The organism is Jiangella aurantiaca (assembly GCF_004349105.1).
Taxonomy (GTDB): domain Bacteria; phylum Actinomycetota; class Actinomycetes; order Jiangellales; family Jiangellaceae; genus Jiangella; species Jiangella aurantiaca.
On the sequence record NZ_SMLB01000024.1, the window covers coordinates 58635 to 76555 of the forward strand.

The window sequence follows — 17921 nt, forward strand, 5'->3', positions numbered from 1 at the left end:
TCGGTGTGCCCGGGTCTTCGCGTCGGCGCTCCCCCCGTGGCAGGGGCGTCGCGAGCCGGGTACCAGCGGATCAGTCTGCCACAGACGGCGGCGGAACCGGAAACCCGGCCTCGTCGAGCACCTCCCGGTCGCGGGCGTCGAGCGCCGCGGGATCGAGCCGGGCGACGAGGTCCGGACGGCGCTCGGCGGTGCGCCGCAGCGCCTGGTCGCGCCGCCACCGGGCGACGTTGCCGTGGTGGCCCGAAAGCAACACCTCGGGGACGTCCAGCCCGCGCCACGTCGGCGGCTTGGTGTAGACGGGGTACTCGAGCAGGCCGTCGGCGCCGTGCGACTCCTCGACCAGCGACTCCGGGTTGCCGACGACGCCGGGCAGCAGCCGGGCGACCGCCTCGACGACGACGAGCGCAGCAACCTCGCCACCGTTGAGCACGTAGTCGCCCAGCGACAGCTCGGTGACGGGCATCCGGGTCGCGGCGTCCTCGACCAGGCGCGCGTCGATGCCCTCGTACCGTCCGCAGGCGAACACCAGCCACGGCTCGGCGGCCAGCTCATGCGCGAGGTCCTGGGTGAACGGCCGGCCGGACGGCGTCGGCACCAGCAGCCGCGGCACGCGGCCGTCGGCACCGGAGCCGACGACGTCGTCGAGCGCCGCGCCCCACACGTCCGGCTTCATGACCATGCCGGCGCCGCCGCCGTACGGCGTGTCGTCGACGGTGCGGTGCCGGTCGGTGGCCCAGTCGCGCAGGTCGTGGACGCGCAGGTCGAGCACGCCGGCCTCGCGCGCCTTCCCGACGAGGGACAGGTCCAGCGGCGTGAGGTAGTCGGGGAAGATCGTGACGACGTCGATTCTCATTCGAACAACCCTGGCGGCGGGTCGACGATCAGCCGCGACCCGGCGACGTCGACTTCCGGCACGATCTCGGTGACGAACGGCACCAACGCCTCGCCGCCGCCCGTGCGCTCGACGGAGAGGATGTCCTGGCTCGGCGCGTGGATGATCTCGCGGACGACGCCCAGCTCGTCGCCGTCGACCCCGACGACGGTCAGCCCGACCAACTGGTGGTCGAAGAACTCGTCGGGGTCGCCGGTGGTGGCGTCGTCGGGGATCTCGGCCAGCAGCAGGATGCCCCGCAGCCCCTCGGCGGCGGTGCGGTCGGTAACGCCGTCGAACGCGACCAGCAGCCGCCCGCTGTGCCAGCGGGACCCGAGGACGGTCAGCGGGCCCCGCCGGGCGGGGTCGGTCGCGAGGACGGCGCCGTCAGCGAACCGCTCGTCGGGCGTGTCGGTGCGCACCTCGACGTTGACCTCGCCGCGGATGCCGTGCGCGCGACCGATGCGCCCGACGGTGACGATCACCGTGGTGTCAGCGCCCGTCGACGTCGACGAAGTCGATGCGCACGCCGCTGTCGGACAGTGCTGCGACGACAGTGCGGAACGACGTGGCCGTGCGGCCGCCGCGGCCGATGACCTTGCCGAGGTCGTCCGGGTGGACGCGGACCTCGAGCAGCCGGCCGCGGCGGAGCTGACGCGTGCGCACGCTGACGTCGTCGGGGTGGTCGACCACCCCGGCGACCAGGTGCTCCAGCGCCTCGGCGAGCATCAGGACTCGTCCGTGCTCGCCTCGGCGGCCGGCGCATCGTCGGCCTTGGCCTTGGCCTCGGCGGCAGGCGCCTCGGCGGCGGGCGCCTCGGCGGCGGGCGCGTCGTCGGCCTTGGCCTCCGAGGCCTTCGGGTCCTCAGCCGGCGCCTCGTCGGCCTTGGCGTCCTTGGCCTTCGCGTCCTCGGCCTTCGCCTCGGCCTTCTTGGCGGCGGACTTCTTGGCCGGCTTCTTCCTCGGCGTGGTGGCCTCTGACTTCGGCTCGCCGTGCACCTCGGCCAGCGCGGCGTCGAACGCGGCGCGCTTCTCGGGCTTCGGCTCGGCGACCTTCAGCGTGCCCTCGGCGCCCGGAAGGCCCTTGTGCTTCTGCCAGTCACCCGTGACCTTGAGGATCGCCAGCACCGGCTCGGTCGGCTGCGCGCCGACGCCCAGCCAGTACTGCGCGCGCTCGGAGTCGACCCGGATGAGGCTCGGCTCGAGCTTGGGGTTGTACAGGCCGATCTCCTCGATGGCCCGGCCGTCGCGCTTGGTGCGCGAGTCGGCCACGACGATGCGGTAGTGCGGCGCGCGGATCTTGCCCATCCGCTTCAGCTTGATCTTGACAGCCACTGGGGTGGAGTCTCCTTGGAATGTTCACGCACGGGTGAGCCGTCGTCACCTGAGTGGGGCACCGGTCACGACGGTTCGATGGATCCGGTGTTCGAGGGTGAGAGGGCCGCACGACCGCCGGTTCAGCAGGCCATTGTGCCAGATCGCGGTGCCTGGACCCAACTGGCCCCCTTTCCCTCGTGGGACTCATCCCTGCCTGGGACCTCGCGGTCCCCGCTTGCGCGAGAGGCGGTCGGCCAGCTGGCCGGCCAGCGGAGCCAGGAACACCGGCACGCCGAGTGTGATGAAGACCAGACCGGCGGCGGCATTGCTGCCGGTCAGGTCCTTGGCCCAGATCGCGAGGTGAGGAAGAGCGCGCTGTCGCCGAAGTTGCTGAAAGTCCAGGCGACGGTGAGCCGGCGGAACGGCCGGTGCGTCAGCGCGGACGGCACCGGCTCAGGCCGCGCTGTTCGTCGGGAGACTGACGTCAGACCTTGCGGTCGGCTGCCGCCGCCTCAGCCGGTGGACGGCGGGCCGGCCCTCGCCCGTCGCCCGGGCGCGGCGGTCGAGCAGTGCGGCCAGCCGGGCGGAGCGGTCGGCCCAGCGGCGCAGGCGGGCGGTGCGGGCCAGGGCGCGGCGGGCGCGGAGGTGGGCGGCGGACGCGCGCCGCTCGGCGTGCGGGTCGTAGTAGAGGCTGGGGTCGACGAACATGGCGGTCTCCTACTGCTGGTCAGGGGCGGCGGCGGAGTGGTGGACGATGTCGGGGTCAGGGGCCAGCGCGCCGAGGAAGTGCACGACGCGGGCGCCGTCGGGCCGGGCGGAGGGATCGTCGCGACGATCGGCGAAGCGCTCGAAGAGCTCGCTCTGGAACTCGGCGAGCCGCTCGATCATCTCGGTCAGCTCGTCGCGGGTCATCCAGTACGCCGAAGTGTTGATGACCATGGACTGGAGCCAGTCGGGCCCGAGCTCCGCGGCCCGGCCGATCGTCCGGAGCAGCCGACCCGCCTCGCGCTCGACGATGACCCGCGCGAACGCCGACGCCTCCCGGACCGACTCCGGGTTCTCGACGTCGGGCCCGACGGTGCGGCTGCGGCTGGCCAGGCGCCACGGCTTCTCGCGCCCGCGCGGCTCCCCCGGCTCGATGTAGCCGTACTTGGCGAGCATGCGCAGGTGGAACGAGCAGCTCGCGACGCTCTCACCGGTGCGCTCGGCGCACTGGGTGGCGGTCAGCTCGGGTTCGAGACCCAGCAGGTCCATGAGCTGGAGGCGCAGTGGATGCGCGAGGGCCCGCATGGACTGCGGATCGGTGACCTTCTGCTCCTTGTCGACCATGAGGTAAAGGTAGCTTGCTAAAGACTTCTTTAGCAAGCGATGTTGAGCAAGGAGTCTTGACTATGGGTGGGCGTTGGCTGGGCCGTGCGCTGGCCGGGGTCGTACCGTCGGCCAGCCCCTGCTGCTTTCGATTCTCGGGGGCCGCGGAAGTTGATCACGTTCAGCACGAAAACTCGTGTCGCACTACGCCTGTAAACGTGTCGACGCTCCAGGAACCCTCATGATGGCCCACCTCGGCCACCGGCAAGCGATTACCGACGCCCACACCTGTGATCATCAAGGATTCACCCCGCCATAGGGTGTGGAATCCTTGATGATCATGGAGAAACCGCGGTCGGGGCCCTCACTAGGCGTCTTCACGGTTCACCAGGCCTGCATGGGTGGTAGAGCGGGAGCACGCCTACTTCACGTGATCAACTCATCGGGTCAACGAATGACGCGACCTCGAAGGACGATCCGGACCGGCTCGAGCAACGTGTCCGGCGAGACGCGCGGATCCTCCGCGTACACGCACAGGTCCGCCGTCGCCCCCTCGTCCAGCAGGCCGCTCCCACCCAGCAGGTACGACCGTGCCCTCCAGGAGGCCGCCGCCACCGCGTCCTCCGCCGGGATGCCGGCGGCGACGAGCTCCAGCACCTCGCGGGCGATCAGTCCGTGCGGAAGCTGGCCGCCGGCGTCGGTGCCGGCGAACACGGGCACGCCGGCGTCGAAGGCGTCGCGGACGTTCTGGTAGCGCCGCTCGTGCAGGGACCGCATGTGCGAGGCGTAGGCGGGGAACTTCGCCTCCCCCTGAGAGGCGAACTTCGGGAAGTTGGCGATGTTCACCAGCGTCGGAACCAGCGACACCCCCCGCGAGGCCATCACCGACACGAGGTCCGCCGACAACCCCGTCCCGTGCTCGATGCCGTCGATGCCCGCATCCAGCAGATCAGGCAGCGCGTCCTCGCCGAAGACGTGCGCCGTGACGCGGGCGCCCAGCTCGTGCGCCCGTGCGATCGCCGCGTCGAGCGCCCACCGCGGCCAGCAGGGCGAGAGGTCGCCGGTCTCGCGGTCGATCCAGTCGCCCACGAGTTTGACCCAGCCGTCACCGCGCCGGGCCTCCTGCTCGACGTAGGCGACGAGCTCGTCGGGCTCGATCTCCCAGCCGAAGTTGCGCAGATAGCGCTTGGTGCGGGCGATGTGCCGGCCGGCGCGGACGATGCGCGGCAGATCGGGCCGGGCGTCGATCCAGCGGGTGTCGGCGGGCGAGCCGGCGTCGCGGATGAGGAGGACGCCGGTGTCGCGGTCGGTGAGCGCCTGCTGCTCGGCGACATCGTCGGGCACGGCGCCGTCGGCGGCGAGGCCGACGTGACAGTGGAGGTCGACGAGGCCGGGCAGGAGCCAGCCCGTCCCGACCGTCGACGCCCCGGGGACGGGGTCGTAGGTGACGACCCCGTCGCGCACCCAGAGGTCGCGGTGCTCGGCCTCGGGCAGCACCACGCCCCGGACGTGCAGGGCGGGGGAAACGCTCACCGCCGCTTCAGGAACTGCGTGATGTCGTCGGGCAACTCGAAGTCGCCGGCAGCCTCGCCGTCGGCCGGCCCGCCGAACGCCGAGGGCACCTGGCCGGCCTGCGGTTCCGCCGAGCGCCGCTCGTCGGCGGCGGCGAGCTGGGCCGCGCGCTTGGCCGGGTTGCCCGAACGGGCGCCGCGCTTGCCCTTCTTGCCCTGCTTCGGTTGCTTGCCCTTGCTCTTCTTGCCACCCATGCCGGGCATCCCGGGAATGCCGCCCCCCATGCCGGGCATGCCGGGCATCCCGCCGAGTCCGCCGAGCTTGCCCCGCGCGGCCTGGCTCATCATCTCGCGCGCCATGAAGAACCGCTCGACGAGCTGGTTGACCTCACTGACCTCGCGGCCCGAACCCTTGGCGATGCGGGCCCGCCGGGAGCCGTTGATGATCTTCGGATTGGCCCGTTCCGCCGGCGTCATCGAGTGGACGATCGCCTGGACGCGGTCGAGCTCGCGCTCGTCGAACGCCTCGAGCGCCTCGCGCATCTGGCCGGCGCCGGGCAGCATGCCGAGCAGGCTCTTGAACGAGCCCATCTTCTTGATCGCCTGCATCTGCTGCAGGAAGTCGTCGAAGGTGAAGTCCTTGCCGCCCTTGGCCTGCAGCTTGCGGGCCATGTCCTCGGCCTGCTCGGCGTCGAACGCCTTCTGCGCCTGCTCGATGAGGGTGAGCATGTCGCCGAGGTCGAGGATGCGCGAGGCCATCCGCTCGGGATGGAACACGTCGAAGTCGGTGAGCTTCTCGCCCGCCGACGCGAACATCACCGGTTTGCCCGTGACCGAGGCGACGGACAGCGCGGCGCCACCGCGGGCGTCGCCGTCGAGCTTGGTGAGGACGACGCCGTCGAAGCCGACGCCCTCGAGGAACGCGTTGGCCGTGGTGACGGCGTCCTGGCCGATCATGGCGTCGACGACGAACAGCGTCTCGTCGGGCTTCACGGCGTCGCGGATGTCCGCGGCCTGCTTCATCAGCTCTTCGTCGACGCCCAGCCGGCCCGCGGTGTCGACGACGACGACGTCGTAGAGCCTGCTGGTGGCGTGCTCGATGCTGGACTCGGCGACGGCGATCGGGTCGCCCACGCCGTTGCCCGGCTCGGGCGCCCACACGGCGACGCCGGCCCGCTCGCCGACCACCTGCAGCTGGGTGACGGCGTTGGGCCGCTGGAGGTCGGCGGCGACGAGCAGCGGCTGCTTGCCCTGGTTCTTCAGCCACAGCGCGAGCTTGCCCGCCAGCGTCGTCTTACCCGCACCCTGCAGACCCGCGAGCATGATGACCGTCGGCGGCTGCTTGGCGAACCGCAGCCGGCGGGTCTCACCACCGAGGATGCGGACCAGCTCGTCGTTGACGATCTTGATCATCTGCTGGGCGGGGTTGAGCGCCTGCGAGACCTCTTCGCCCCGGGCGCGCTCGCGGACCGCCGCGATGAAGTCCTTGACCACAGGCAGCGCGACGTCGGCCTCGAGCAGCGCGACGCGGATCTCGCGAGCGGTGGCGTCGATGTCGGCGTCGGAGAGACGACCCTTGCCGCGCAGGTTCTTGAACGTCGCGGTCAGGCGGTCGGTGAGCGTGGCGAACACGTCTGCTGGAATCCTCGGGGTCGTCGGCAGCTGCGGGGGGTCCTTCGCAAGCCTAACGCGCCGCCGATGTCCGTGGCATGCGCCAGACTGCCGGTATGCCTGCAAACGTCGCCGCCGAGGTGCGGATCCACTCGGCCACGGCGCTGAGCACGTCGCTGGCCTACGTCGGGACGACGGGGATGTTCGAGCGGGCCGGGTTCACCCGGGTGGCCGGCGCGGACGCGACCAGCGCCCGGCGGCCGCGCTGGATCATGCGCCGCGACCTCGCCGGGGCGGCGCGTGTCTGACCCGCGGGAGGTGCTGACGCGGGCCGCTCCCCCGCCGCGGCTCGCGGTCGCCTACGGCGACTTGCCCGAGCAGCTGGTGGACGTGTGGCTGCCGGCGGGCAACTCGGGCAAGGCCGGGCGCGCGGCGCCGCTCGTGGTCGTCGTGCACGGGGGGTTCTGGCGGGCGGAGTACGACCGCAAGCACGCGCGGCCGCAGTGCGCCGGGCTCGCGGCCGCCGGGTACGTGGTCGCCGCGGTCGAGTACCGGCGGGTCGGGGCGGGCGGTGGCTGGCCGGCCACGTTCGACGACGTCGCGACGGCGCTCGACGCGGTCCCGGCGCTGATGGCGGAGGCGACGGCCGGCGGTCCTATCCCGGTGGACGCAGCCCGGGTCGTGCACGTCGGCCACTCCGCCGGCGCCCACCTCGCCGTCTGGGCGGCGTCGCGGCACCGGCTTCCGGCCGGCTCACGCTGGGCGGCGCCCACCCCGGCGGCACGGCCGGCCGGCGTGGTCTCGCTGGCCGGCGTCCTCGACCTCCACGCGGCCGCCGGCCTGGACCTCGACAACGGCGCGGCGCGGGCGCTGCTCGGCGGCGGCCCCGCGGACCAGCCGGACCGGTACGCCGTCGCCGACCCGATGCGCCTCGTCCCGCCCGGCGTCCCCGTCGTCCTGCTGCACGGCACCGCGGACCGGCAGGTCCCGCCCGAGTTCAGCCGCCGCTACGCCGCGGCGACCGGCCCGTCCGCAACGGTCCGGGAACTCCCGGGCGTCGAGCACTTCGGCCTCATCGACCCCGAGTCGTCCGCCTGGCCGGCGGTGCTCGACGCCGTCGCCGGCCTGCTGAGGAGAGCTGCGTGACCGCTACCCGCCACCTCTACCTCGCCCGGCACGCCGAGGCGACCCCCGACGAGGCCGGCCTGACGGCGGCCGGCCGGCGCCAGGCCGAGCTGCTGGGCGAACGCCTGCGCGACGGCGGGCGCCCGATCGACGCCGTGCTGCACGGGCCGCTCCCCCGCGCGGCCGAGACCGCCCGCATCGTCGCGGCGATCCTCGGAGTAGAACCGGCGGAGACGGCCGCGGCAGGCGACTACGTGCCCTACGTTCCGCAGCCTGACGAGGTGCCCGAGGCTTACCTGCGGTTCGTCCGGCAGTTCGACGACCACGGCCCGCGCCTGGCGGCGCAGGCGATCGAGCGGTTCACCGGCCCGGTGCGCGGCGACGCCGACCGGCACGAGCTCGTCGTCACGCACGCGTGCCGGGCCGGGCGCCGTCGGTCTTGGTGCACAACGACACCCGGCACCTGCCCGACGAGCTGCGCTGGACCGGCTTCCCGCCCGACCTCCAGGTCTAGACGCGCCGCTGCCTACGGCGCCAGCCGGACCGCGACGTCGTAGAGGCCGTCCCACTCGGGGCACTCCTGCACGCAGCGGGCGAACAGCCACAGCCGCAGCCGCTTCGGGTCGAGGTCGAGCAGGCCGGCCATCCGGTCCGACAGCGCGCCGGGGTCGGCCATGAGCCGGTCCATGTTGAACATGTGCTGCGTCGCGTCGTACGTGCGGTCGCCGACGTACGGCTTCGGGTCGATGACGAGCCACGGCTCGCGCACCGCCGCGACGATGTTCTCGGGGTGCAGGTCGGTACAGAGCAGGACGTCGTCGTCGCTGGTCAGGGGCAGTTCGCGGTAGAGCGCCACACCCTCGCGGAGCAGGCCGCGGTCGTAGCGGGCCGGCGCGGCCCCGGCCCGTTCCTCGAAGTCGCGGGCCCAGTACTCGCACATCGACGCGAGCGTACGGAACGGGTGGCCGGCGGGCGGGCGACGCCACAACCGGCGCAGCAGGCCGGCCAGCACGACGTCCTGCTCCAGAGGCGGCACCGACCGGGCCAGCAGCGTCCCCGGCTGGGCCCGCTCCAGCAGCAGCGCGCTGGTGTCGCCGAACGTCACGGCGGCGTACACCCGCACGGCACCGTCGCCGTCCCAGAACCGCAGCCCCTCGGCCTCGTGCTCGGCCTCGGTGTGCAGGTAGCCGACCTTGAGCACGACGGGGTCCCCGTCGGCCGTCGTCGCCGGTGCGACCCACGAGCATTGCCCGCCCGGTTCGTACGGCTCGGCGACCGTGAGCTCCCACCGCTCCACCAGCTCCGGCACGACCGCCGGCAGCGTCGCCGCCCACTCGGTCAGCTGCGGCTCCCGTCCGCCGGCGGCGAACTCGGACAGGTTCGTGGGCAGGCGGAAGGCGGTCACACCGGTCATTCAAACCGACGCGACCGCCGTCCCGCACCCGCAATTCACGCGTCGCGCTTGGAGAACAGCCAGCCCGCGATCGCCAGCAGCAGCGCCGTTTCGCCGGCGAACACCGCGAACCCGGTCCACGGCTCCAGCAGGTCCGGGTTGAACGACTCGACGTTGGCGATGGCAGAGCCGGCGTTGCCCGGCATCAGCTTCGTCAGCCACTCCCCGAACGCGCCGGGCACCAGGTTGACGAGGTTGCCGACGACGAAGATCAGCGTGATGCCGACCGTCACCGCGCCGGCGGTGTGCCGCATCAGCGACCCGAGCGCCAGGCCGAACACGCCCAGCACGGCCACGTAGAGGCCGCCGCCGAACATCGCCCGGAGCACGTCGCCGTCCCCGAGCGAGAGCCCGATCCCCTCGCGGTCGAGGAAGTAGTTGCCGGCCAGGAAGCTCGCGAACGCGGTGAGGGTGCCGAGGACCAGCAGCAGCCCGGTCACCACCGTGGCCTTCGCGGCCAGCACGGACCAGCGGCGCGGCGCGGCGGCCAGGGTCGTGCGGATCATCCCGCTGGCGTACTCCGACGTCGCGACCAGGATGCCGAGCACCAGCGCGGCGATCTGGCCGAACATCAGGCCCCAGGTGACGAACGCTCCGACCGGCTCGTCGTTGCCGGCCTCTCCGAGATCGCCGGCCGCAGCGAGGCAGATGAGCGCCGTCAGGCCGACGCTGACGACGAACAGTGAGGCGAGCGTCCAGACGGTGGACCGGACGGTGCGGATCTTGGTCCACTCGGCGTCGAGGATGCGGCCGAACGTGAGCCGCGCACCGCCGGCATCGCCGCGGCGGGCCGGTGCCGGAATCGACGCCGGCGGGGTGAGGATGGAGGACGTGGTCATCTGGTCACACTCCGGCGGGGACGGGTTGGTCGGTGCGGGCGTGGTACTCGACGCTGTCGGCGGTGAGGCGCATGAACGCCTCCTCGAGCGAGGCATTGACGACGCTCAGCTCGTGCAGGTACAGGTTGCGCGACCCGGCGACGTCGCCGATCTGCTCGGGCGTCGCGCCCTCGACCTTCAGCGCGCCGTCGTCGTCGCGGCCGATCCGCCAGCCGCGGTCGCGCAGCGCCTCGGCCAGTACCCCGGACTGCGGCGAGCGCACCCGGACGTAGGCGGCGGAGTTGCGGGCGATGAAGTCGGCCATGTCGGTGTCGGCGATGATCTGCCCGCGCCCGATCACCAGCAGGTGGTCCGCGGTCAGAGCCATCTCCGACATCAGGTGGCTGGACACGAACACCGTCCGGCCCTCGGCCGCCAGCGACCGGATGAGGTTCCGGATCCACCGGATGCCCTCCGGGTCAAGGCCGTTGACCGGCTCGTCGAAGAGCAGCACGCCGGGGTCGCCGAGCAGCGCGGCCGCGATGCCGAGCCGCTGGCCCATGCCGAGCGAGAACCCGCCGGACCGCTTGTGGGCGACGGCCTCGAGCCCGACCAGGCCGATCACCTCGTCGACGCGGCGGCGCGGGATGCCGTTGGTCTTCGCCAGCCAGAGCAGGTGGTTGTATGCCGACCGGCCACCGTGGATCGCCTTGGCCTCCAGCAGCGCGCCGACCTCGTGCAGCGGCGCGGGGAGGTCGCGGTAGGCGCGCCCGTTGACGGTGACCCCGCCGCCGGACGGGTGGTCGAGGCCCATCACCATGCGCATGGTCGTGGACTTCCCAGCGCCGTTCGGGCCGAGGAACCCGGTGACCGCGCCGGGCCGGACCGTGAAGTCGATCGCGTCGACCGCGGTCTTGTCTCCGTAGCGTTTCGTCAGCCGTTCCGCTGTGATCATGGCGGCCACGCTACGGCCCATCCGGACGGCGAAACAGCAGTTCAAGGGTGGTTTCAGGGCCGACTCAGGGACATCTCGGGGTCGCCCCTGAGTCGGCCCGGAGACGACCTCAGCCGCGCTGTGTGAGCGACTGAGGGAAATCGGTGATGATCCCGTCGACACCGAGGTCCCGCATCCGCCGCATCGCACCGGGCTCGTTGACCGTCCACACGTTGATCTCCATGCCCAGCTCGTGAACACGGTCGATCAGCGCCTGGTCGGTGACGGTCCACTGCGGGTTGACCTGGTCCGCCCACGTCGACAGCTCCAGCAGCTCCGCCTCAGTGGGCCGGTCGGCGTCGAGCAGGCCGATCGGTACCTCCGGCAGCGCCGTGTGGAACGCCTGCGCGTCCGCGACCTCGAACGACTGCACCCCGAGCCGGCCGCCGGCCAAGGCCGCATCGACGTAGCCCGGGATCGAGCGCAGTTCCGCGGCCAGCTGTTCGGGCAGGCCGGTTCCGGCGTAGTGCCCGCACGGGCTGATCTCGGCGAGCAGGCCGGTCCGCCCGCCGAGCAGCCGGATCACCTCACGGACGGTGATGATCGGCTCGCCGGCGAAGCTCTCGTCGAACCAGGAGCCGGCGTCGAGAGTGCGCAGCTCTGCCCAGGTGAAGTCGGACACGCGGTAGGACGCCCGGCCTGGGAAGCGCTCCTCCACGTCGGTGGTGCGCTCCAGGGTGCAGTCGTGGAAGTTCACCAGCCGGCCGTCCTTGGTCCGCTGGACGTCGATCTCGACGACGTCCGCGCGCTGGCGGACGGCCGCCCGGATGGCCGGGGTGGTGTTCTCCGGCGCGATGCCGGACGAGCCGCGGTGGGCGATGACGGCTGGGCCGTCGGCAGTACCGCTTCCTCCCGCGACGGCGGCTCCAGGCGAGACGATCAGCAACGAGGTCACGACGAGCCCGACGATCCTGGCGATGCGCACGACAGTCCTCCGATTCGGGTGGGTGTGCGCCAGGTTGACCCAACGACGTTACGGGGGGTCGGACTTGGGTTGACTCCTCGGTGAAGACCACCGCGCCGGGGGCGGCGCGCCGGCTGCTTGGATGTCCCCCATGGAGAACGAACCCGATTCGATCGGCGACGAGCGGGTGCCGGTCGCTCAGGTGCTCAGCGGTCTCGAGGTGCACCCGCTCGCGCCGGGTGAGACGGCCATCGAGGCGTTCGTGCTGATCAAGGTCCTCGACGCCGACGGCCGGCCCGCGTGGTCGTACCGCACCACCAACCGGCTGAACCGCGAAGAGCTGCTCGGCGCGCTGATGGTGCAGGTCGACGTGTTGCGCAAGGAGCTGCGCGACGAGTGGGACGACGCCTGAGGACACGCCGTCCCACCCCGCCGCGCGGCGACTACCGCGTGCGGATCCGGTGCACGCCGCCGTCCTCGGTGCCGGCGTAGAGCCAGCGGCCGTCCGGGCTGATCTCCAGCGACACCACGGACAGGTTCTGCAGGCCGCTGGACACGTTCACCCAGGTGCGTCCGCCGTCCGTGCTGCGCAGCACGCCGCGACCGCCCTTGACCAGGCCGTTCGCGGTGAACGAGCCGGTCGCGGCGTACCAGGTGTCCGGGTCCGCCGGCGACACGATCAGGTCGCCGACCACCATCGACAGCCCGCCGGTGTCCGCGTCGTGCCAGGTCGCGCCGCCGTCGTCGCTGACCCGGATCGTGCTGCCCGCGGCGACGACGCGGTCGCCGTCGACCGCCACCGTGACGACCTCGCCGTCGAGGACCTGCTCCGCGGTGATGCCGAAGTCGTCGCTGCGGAACAGGCCGTCGGGACCGGCCAGCCAGAGCCGGTCCGGGTCGGCCGGCTCGGTGGCGACGGACGTGAACAACTGGTCGTGGAAGTGCTTGCGCCAGGTCTCGCCGCCGTCGCGGGTGACGTAGAGGCCGACGCCGCCGAGGCTCCAGAACGAGACGGCCACCCGGTCGGAGTCCGCCGGCCCGACGACGAGGTCGAGCGGGACCTCATTCGTGCGGCCGCGCAGCTCCCACTCCTGGCCGCCGTCGGTGCTGCGGTAGACCCAGAACTGCGACAGCGCGTCCTTGCGGACCTTCCACACCGTCTGCGGGTCCTGCGGGTCGACGGCGAGCTGGCCGATGCGGGTGCCGACGTACGCCTCGTAGCCGGACAACCCCCACTCGGCGCCGCCGGCCGGCAGCTTCGGCCGGGTCGGCAGGTCGGTCGCGTAGACGTCGGTGTCGGTGCCGGCCAGCAGCCGCGACGTGCCGTCGGCGTCGTCGACGATCTCCAGGTCGTAGACGGTGCTCCCCTGGACGCCGATGCGCTGAGGGTCGGAGCCGTCGTCGTCCACCTGGAACAACCCGGCGCCGGGTGACGACCACAGCAGCCCGCCGCCCCACGGCGTCACGTCCTCCTCGATGGCCCCGTTGATCGGTTCCGGCAGCTGCTCCCAGGTGGCGCCGCCGTCGCGGCTGACGTGCTGCACGTCGCGGTAGGTCGTCACCATCATCACGTCGTCGCTGACGACGATGTCGAGCGCGCCGCCGCCCGGGACGGGGTACAGCTCGGCCCAGCTGCCGCCACCGTCGTCCGAGCCGATGACGACGTCGTCGACCAGCGCGACCACCATCTCGCCGCCGGCCGTGGCGGCCAGGCCCTCGACGTAGCCCTCCGTCACCTCGTACACGGTGTCGGTGCCGGTCGGCGCGCCGGTCATGATGCCGCGGACCGCCCAGATCGCGTCGTAGCCGGACAGGTACAGGTCGTCGCCGCTGACGGCCGCGCCGGTCACCTCCGCCCCCGCCTGGTTCGGGTAGCTGTCCCAGCTGTCGCCGCCGTCGCGGCTGACCAGCAGCGCATCCGGCCGCACCGCCACCAGGACCCGGGTCTGCGGGTCGCTGAGCAGCGCGATCGTGTGCGAGTCGGGCACGTCCAGCTGCTGCCACGTCTCGCCGCCGTCGTGCGTGCGCAGGATGCGGCCCAGGTAGGTGTTGTCGAGGACGATGCCGAAGTCCAGCCCGGTGGCGGAGTTGACGGCGTACCACATGGTGTCCGGGTCGTCGGCCGCGACGACGACGTTGTCGTTGCCGCTGCCGGCGGGCACCGGCAGCCGGTTGTGCTGCCGCCACGTCTGGCCGCCGTCGTCGGTGGTCCAGGGGCCGGCCTTCCCGTACTGCGTCACGACGGCGGTGTCGGGGTCGGCGGGTGTCGTGGCGATCGGGCCGCCGGACGTGTTCGGTCCGATCGGCTGCCACGCGGCCGGGCTGTTCGAGCTGCCCACGGGAGCGGCCACCTCGAACGTCGCGCTGCCGATGAGCTGCGCCCCCAGCCGGGTGTCCGCGGTGACGGCGACGACGTACGCGCCGACCCGCGATCCGGTGAGGTCGGCCCGGTACCAGTTGTCGTACTCGTGCTCGGCGGTGACGGTGACCGGGCGGCCGCGCGGCGGCGTGACCGTCACCGTCGGCGGCGCGGCCAGCGGTGCCGGGCTCCAGACGAACGCCGAGGTCGTGCCGTCACTCGGGTCCGGCGAGGTCTGCACGATCAGGTGCCGGGCGGCCAGCAGGTACGGGATGCGCACGACGGTGCCGTCACCCGTCGTAGCGACGATCCAACCGGCCAGGTCGGCGTCCCGCTCCGGCCGGTCCGCCGCGACGGTGACCGTCACCTCCAGCTCGCCGCCGGCCGGGATGGTCGCCTGCGCGGGCGTGACCGTCGCGGTGCCCGGGCTGCCCGGCGCCTGGTCGGCCGCGAGGGTGACGGTGACGTCGTCGGTGCCGGGGTTGCGCAGCGTGGTCGTGCCGCTGCCGCCGACCGCCGGGCCGGACAGGTCGGCCAGCCCGAGCGACACCGAAGTCGGCGCCGCGAGCAGCGGGCTCGCCGCGGCCGCCGCGACGTCGACGCGGCCGGCGCCGGACGTCGTCGGGCCGGTGCCCTCGACCGCGACCGCCGAACCGGTCAGCCGTCCGTTGACGTCGGCGACGGACTCGTCCGGCCGCAGCTGGCGCAGCAGTGCCGCCGCGCCGGCCACGTGCGGCGCGGCCATGCTCGTGCCGGAGATGCGGTAGACGCCGGGCGCCCAGAACTCCAGCGGCCAGGTCGACCGGATCTCCACGCCGGGCGCGACGACGTCCGGCTCGAGGTCGAAGTCCGGCGCCGGGCCGCGCGAGCTGAACGACGCGATCCGGTCGGTGACGTCCTCGCCGGAGATCTCGATCTGGACGGGACCGGCGGCGAGGTCACGGCGCAGCGGCTCCCACTGCATCTCCAGCAGGCCCATGACGACGATCCGCTCCATCCGGAAGCTGTCGCCGGGGTTGGTGTCCTGGGTGGTCAGCGGGACGTCGACGACGCCGGGCTCGGTGGCGTTATCCGACACTGCAGGATCGGAGAACAACACCGGCCCCGAGTTCCCCTCGGGGTAGGCGAGCATCGCGATCGCGCCGCGCTCCTCGGCCAGCCGGGCCTGGTCGATCAGGAACGGCGCGACGTCGGCGAGGCTGCCCGGCAGGTTCTGCCGGTACGCGACGACCTTGCCGGTGACGTCGCCGACCCGGTCGTAGTCCGCTTCCGTGCCGTCGCCGACGTCGACCAGCTCGCCGGTGACCGGCGTCGCCGGCGCCGGCGCGGAGAACGGGGCGCGGAAGGCGTCCAGCGGCTCGTCCCGCGGCGCCGTCACCCGGGCCGACGGGAGGACCAGGCCGCTGGCGGACGCGCCGACCGACAGGACGCCGTCGGCCAGCGCCGGGCTGCCCATAGTCTGCTCGCCGGGACCGGCGTTGCCGGCCGCCGCGATGACGACGACGCCGGCCTCGGTCGCGGCCGTCGCGGCCAGGCCGAGCGGGTCGGTGCCGTCGCCGGGGCCGCCGAGGCTGAGGTTGACGACGTCGGCGCGGTACGGGTTCGCGGGGTCGACGGCGGCCTCGAGGCCGGCGATGATGTCCGACTCGTAGCCGGCGCCCCAGCCGTCCAGCACCTTGTACGCCGTCAGCAGCGCGCCCGGCGCCACGCCCGTGACGGCGGCGGTGCCGGCGCCGGTGCCCGCGACGATGCCGGCGACGTGGGTGCCGTGGCCGTTGTCGTCCATCGGGTCGGCGTCGCGGTTGACGAAGTCGTACCCGGCGACCACCTGGTGTCCCTCGCCGAACCCGCCGCCCAGCGACGGGTTCGTGTAGTCGATGCCGGTGTCGATGACCGCGACGATCGTGCCGGCGCCGTCGGCGGGTGCGCCGCCCGGCGCCTCCTGCTCCCACACGTCCGGCGCGCCGATGAGCGGCACGCTGACGTCGGTGGCGGCGCGGACCCGCTCGTCCGGCACGACGTCGGCGACGCCGGGCAGCGCCCGCAGCGCGTCGACGTCGCCCGCCGGGACGGTGAGCGCGACGGCGTGCACGAGCCCGGTGAACTCGTGCTCCACCTCGGCGTCGATGCCCCGCGCGTCGGCGGCCGCCAGCATCGCGTCCTGCGCGCGGGCGGCGGCGCGCTCCGCCTGCGGGCTGGCCTGCTGCGCGGCGAGCTCCGCGGGGGCGACCGGGTCGCCGTCGGGGCCGGCCATGACCACGATGACGCGGGTCTCCTGGCCGGCCGACGAGTCGGTCTCGGCTGCCGCGCCGGCGGCGAAGGGGGTCAGGCCCGCGGCGCCGAGGGCGACGGCCAGGGCGGCGCCGGATCCGGCGCGGAGTCGTCGAGCAATCATCATGCTCCCGAGGTCAGGCCGCGGCTGGGGGTTAACCGAGGGTTTGCCGCGGGTTTGCCACATTCGTAGTGGGTGTGACTCCGTGTATCAATGGCCGTGGCTGGCCGGTTGCGGCCGATGGCACAAGTCGGCCAGATTTGAGGGATGACGACCGACGACGCGACCTCGCTCGCCCCTGTGGGCCTCGGCCCGTTCGACGAGGAGGTCTACCGGGCCCTCCTGACCTGCGTCGACGCGACGCCCGCGGCGCTGGCGGAGCGGCTCGGCCAGCCTGAGGGCCGGGTCGACGGCGCCTGCGGCCGCCTCCGCGCGCTGGGCCTGGTCATCCGCATGTCGGGCCGCCGCCGCCGGTACACCGCCGTCGACCCGGAGGCCGCGCTCGAGGCGCTGGTCCGGGAGCGCGCCGGCGAGCTGGACCAGGTGCGCGGCTCTGCCCTCGCCCTCTCGTCGATCTTCCACGCCGCCCGCCGTCAGGCCGGTGGCGGCAGCACCATCGAACTGCTCAACGGCCCGGAGGAGCAGGGCCGCTGGTTCGTCCGGCTACAGCATCAAGTGCGCTCGGAGATGATGGTGCTCGACCGCCCGCCGTACGTCCTGGCCGCCGTCAACCCGGTGGAGCCGGTGCGCCTCGACAGCGGCGTGCACTGGCGGGCCATCTACGCGCCCGAGGCGCTGGAGATCCCCGGCGCGATGGACGAGATCGACGACCTCACCCGCCGCGGCGAGCAGGGCCGCGTCCTGCCCGGGTTGCCGCTGAAGCTGGCGATCGCCGACCGCCGCATCGCGCTGCTCCCGTTGTCGATGGAGTTGGGGCACGCCCAGGGACTGGTCATCCGCGAGTCCACGCTGCTCGACGCGCTGGTGGAGCTGTTCGAGGTGTACTGGGCGCGCGCGACGCCGCTCGGTGCGCCGCCGGTCGCCGACGGGGTGCCGTCCGCGGCGCCCGACGAGGACCGGCAGCTCGTCCAGCTGCTCGCGGCCGGGCTGACGGACAGCGCCATCGCCCGCCAGCTGGGGCTGTCGACGCGGACGATGCGGCGCCGGACCCGCCGGCTGTTCGACGCCCTGGAGGCGACCAACCGGTTCCAGGCCGGTCTCCAGGCCGCCCGCCGCGGCTGGTTGTGACGGCGGGACGGGCGCCTTCCCGGCGACGGCCGCTGGGGGGCAGACCGAGCCGGTCATGATCCGGGCGTGTTGACACCAGCGCCAACAGTTGGCGTTCTGGTCAACACGCCCGCACCGACAGCCCAACCCGC

Annotated in this window: 17 protein-coding genes and 1 pseudogene; 5 read left to right on the forward strand and 13 right to left on the reverse strand. The window is 73.0% G+C overall.

Going from position 1 to position 17921, the window contains the following annotated elements:
* Positions 1 to 70: 70 nt before the first annotated feature.
* The 8 genes from trmD to ffh all read right to left on the reverse strand — a co-directional run bounded on the left by trmD (position 71) and on the right by ffh (position 6638).
* The gene (gene trmD, locus E1262_RS17410; RefSeq protein WP_132104409.1) at positions 71 to 853 is read right to left on the reverse strand and encodes a tRNA (guanosine(37)-N1)-methyltransferase TrmD; all 783 of its coding nucleotides are present in this window, start codon (positions 851 to 853) and stop codon (positions 71 to 73) included.
* Positions 850 to 1356 carry a ribosome maturation factor RimM gene (rimM, locus tag E1262_RS17415; RefSeq protein WP_132104410.1) on the reverse strand — a complete coding sequence of 169 codons (507 nt, stop codon included), beginning with the start codon at positions 1354 to 1356 and terminating at the stop codon, positions 850 to 852. Before rimM ends, trmD begins: the two co-directional genes overlap by 4 nt.
* 7 nt (positions 1357 to 1363) lie before the next feature.
* Complete coding sequence (locus E1262_RS17420; protein WP_119658456.1) at positions 1364 to 1600, reverse strand: RNA-binding protein; 237 nt, start codon at positions 1598 to 1600, stop codon at positions 1364 to 1366.
* The gene (rpsP, locus tag E1262_RS17425) at positions 1600 to 2205 is read right to left on the reverse strand and encodes a 30S ribosomal protein S16 (RefSeq protein WP_132104411.1); all 606 of its coding nucleotides are present in this window, start codon (positions 2203 to 2205) and stop codon (positions 1600 to 1602) included. Before rpsP ends, E1262_RS17420 begins: the two co-directional genes overlap by 1 nt.
* A gap of 435 nt (positions 2206 to 2640) precedes the next feature.
* The gene (locus E1262_RS30405) at positions 2641 to 2895 is read right to left on the reverse strand and encodes a hypothetical protein (RefSeq protein ID WP_162605961.1); all 255 of its coding nucleotides are present in this window, start codon (positions 2893 to 2895) and stop codon (positions 2641 to 2643) included.
* A gap of 9 nt (positions 2896 to 2904) precedes the next feature.
* On the reverse strand, positions 2905 to 3516 hold the full coding sequence (locus E1262_RS17435; RefSeq protein WP_132104412.1) for a winged helix-turn-helix domain-containing protein: 612 nt from the start codon (positions 3514 to 3516) through the stop codon (positions 2905 to 2907).
* A 426-nt stretch (positions 3517 to 3942) separates the two neighbouring features.
* Entirely contained in the window at positions 3943 to 5028 is a 1086-nt protein-coding gene (locus tag E1262_RS17440) for an amidohydrolase family protein (RefSeq protein WP_132104413.1), read from the reverse strand.
* A complete protein-coding gene (gene ffh, locus E1262_RS17445) occupies positions 5025 to 6638 on the reverse strand; it encodes a signal recognition particle protein (protein WP_132104414.1) in 1614 nt (537 codons plus the stop codon). Before ffh ends, E1262_RS17440 begins: the two co-directional genes overlap by 4 nt.
* Positions 6639 to 6733: 95 nt before the next feature.
* On the opposite strand from ffh, the gene E1262_RS17450 reads away from it, so the two are divergent.
* From E1262_RS17450 to E1262_RS17460, 3 genes and pseudogenes are all read left to right on the forward strand, one after another.
* Positions 6734 to 6925 (forward strand): hypothetical protein, encoded by a 192-nt coding sequence (locus E1262_RS17450; RefSeq protein WP_132104415.1) that lies wholly within the window; start codon positions 6734 to 6736, stop codon positions 6923 to 6925.
* Entirely contained in the window at positions 6918 to 7763 is an 846-nt protein-coding gene (locus E1262_RS17455) for an alpha/beta hydrolase (RefSeq protein WP_132104416.1), read from the forward strand. Before E1262_RS17450 ends, E1262_RS17455 begins: the two co-directional genes overlap by 8 nt.
* A pseudogene (locus tag E1262_RS17460) lies at positions 7760 to 8256 on the forward strand (histidine phosphatase family protein). Before E1262_RS17455 ends, E1262_RS17460 begins: the two are co-directional and overlap by 4 nt.
* A 12-nt stretch (positions 8257 to 8268) precedes the next feature.
* Here E1262_RS17460 and E1262_RS17465 read toward each other — a convergent pair.
* The 4 genes from E1262_RS17465 to E1262_RS17480 all read right to left on the reverse strand — a co-directional run bounded on the left by E1262_RS17465 (position 8269) and on the right by E1262_RS17480 (position 11893).
* A complete protein-coding gene (locus tag E1262_RS17465) occupies positions 8269 to 9147 on the reverse strand; it encodes an aminoglycoside phosphotransferase family protein (RefSeq protein WP_203453963.1) in 879 nt (292 codons plus the stop codon).
* Between the two features lie 44 nt (positions 9148 to 9191).
* Positions 9192 to 10034 carry an ABC transporter permease subunit gene (locus tag E1262_RS17470; protein WP_132104418.1) on the reverse strand — a complete coding sequence of 281 codons (843 nt, stop codon included), beginning with the start codon at positions 10032 to 10034 and terminating at the stop codon, positions 9192 to 9194.
* Between the two features lie 4 nt (positions 10035 to 10038).
* A complete protein-coding gene (locus tag E1262_RS17475; protein ID WP_132104419.1) occupies positions 10039 to 10968 on the reverse strand; it encodes an ABC transporter ATP-binding protein in 930 nt (309 codons plus the stop codon).
* Positions 10969 to 11077: 109 nt separating this feature from the next.
* Positions 11078 to 11893 (reverse strand): glycerophosphodiester phosphodiesterase, encoded by an 816-nt coding sequence (locus E1262_RS17480; RefSeq protein ID WP_420810537.1) that lies wholly within the window; start codon positions 11891 to 11893, stop codon positions 11078 to 11080.
* A 169-nt stretch (positions 11894 to 12062) separates the two neighbouring features.
* Here E1262_RS17480 and E1262_RS17485 point away from each other — a divergent pair, with 169 nt between their 5' ends.
* The gene (locus tag E1262_RS17485) at positions 12063 to 12323 is read left to right on the forward strand and encodes a hypothetical protein (RefSeq protein WP_132104421.1); all 261 of its coding nucleotides are present in this window, start codon (positions 12063 to 12065) and stop codon (positions 12321 to 12323) included.
* Positions 12324 to 12354: 31 nt separating this feature from the next.
* Here the strand turns inward: E1262_RS17485 and E1262_RS31740 are convergent, their stop codons facing one another.
* A complete protein-coding gene (locus tag E1262_RS31740; protein WP_132104422.1) occupies positions 12355 to 16668 on the reverse strand; it encodes a S8 family serine peptidase in 4314 nt (1437 codons plus the stop codon).
* A 141-nt stretch (positions 16669 to 16809) separates the two neighbouring features.
* Between E1262_RS31740 and E1262_RS17495 the strand changes: the two genes are divergently transcribed.
* Positions 16810 to 17790, forward strand: a complete 981-nt coding sequence (locus E1262_RS17495) for a helix-turn-helix domain-containing protein (RefSeq protein ID WP_132104423.1) — start codon at positions 16810 to 16812, stop codon at positions 17788 to 17790.
* The last annotated feature ends 131 nt before the right edge of the window (positions 17791 to 17921 follow it).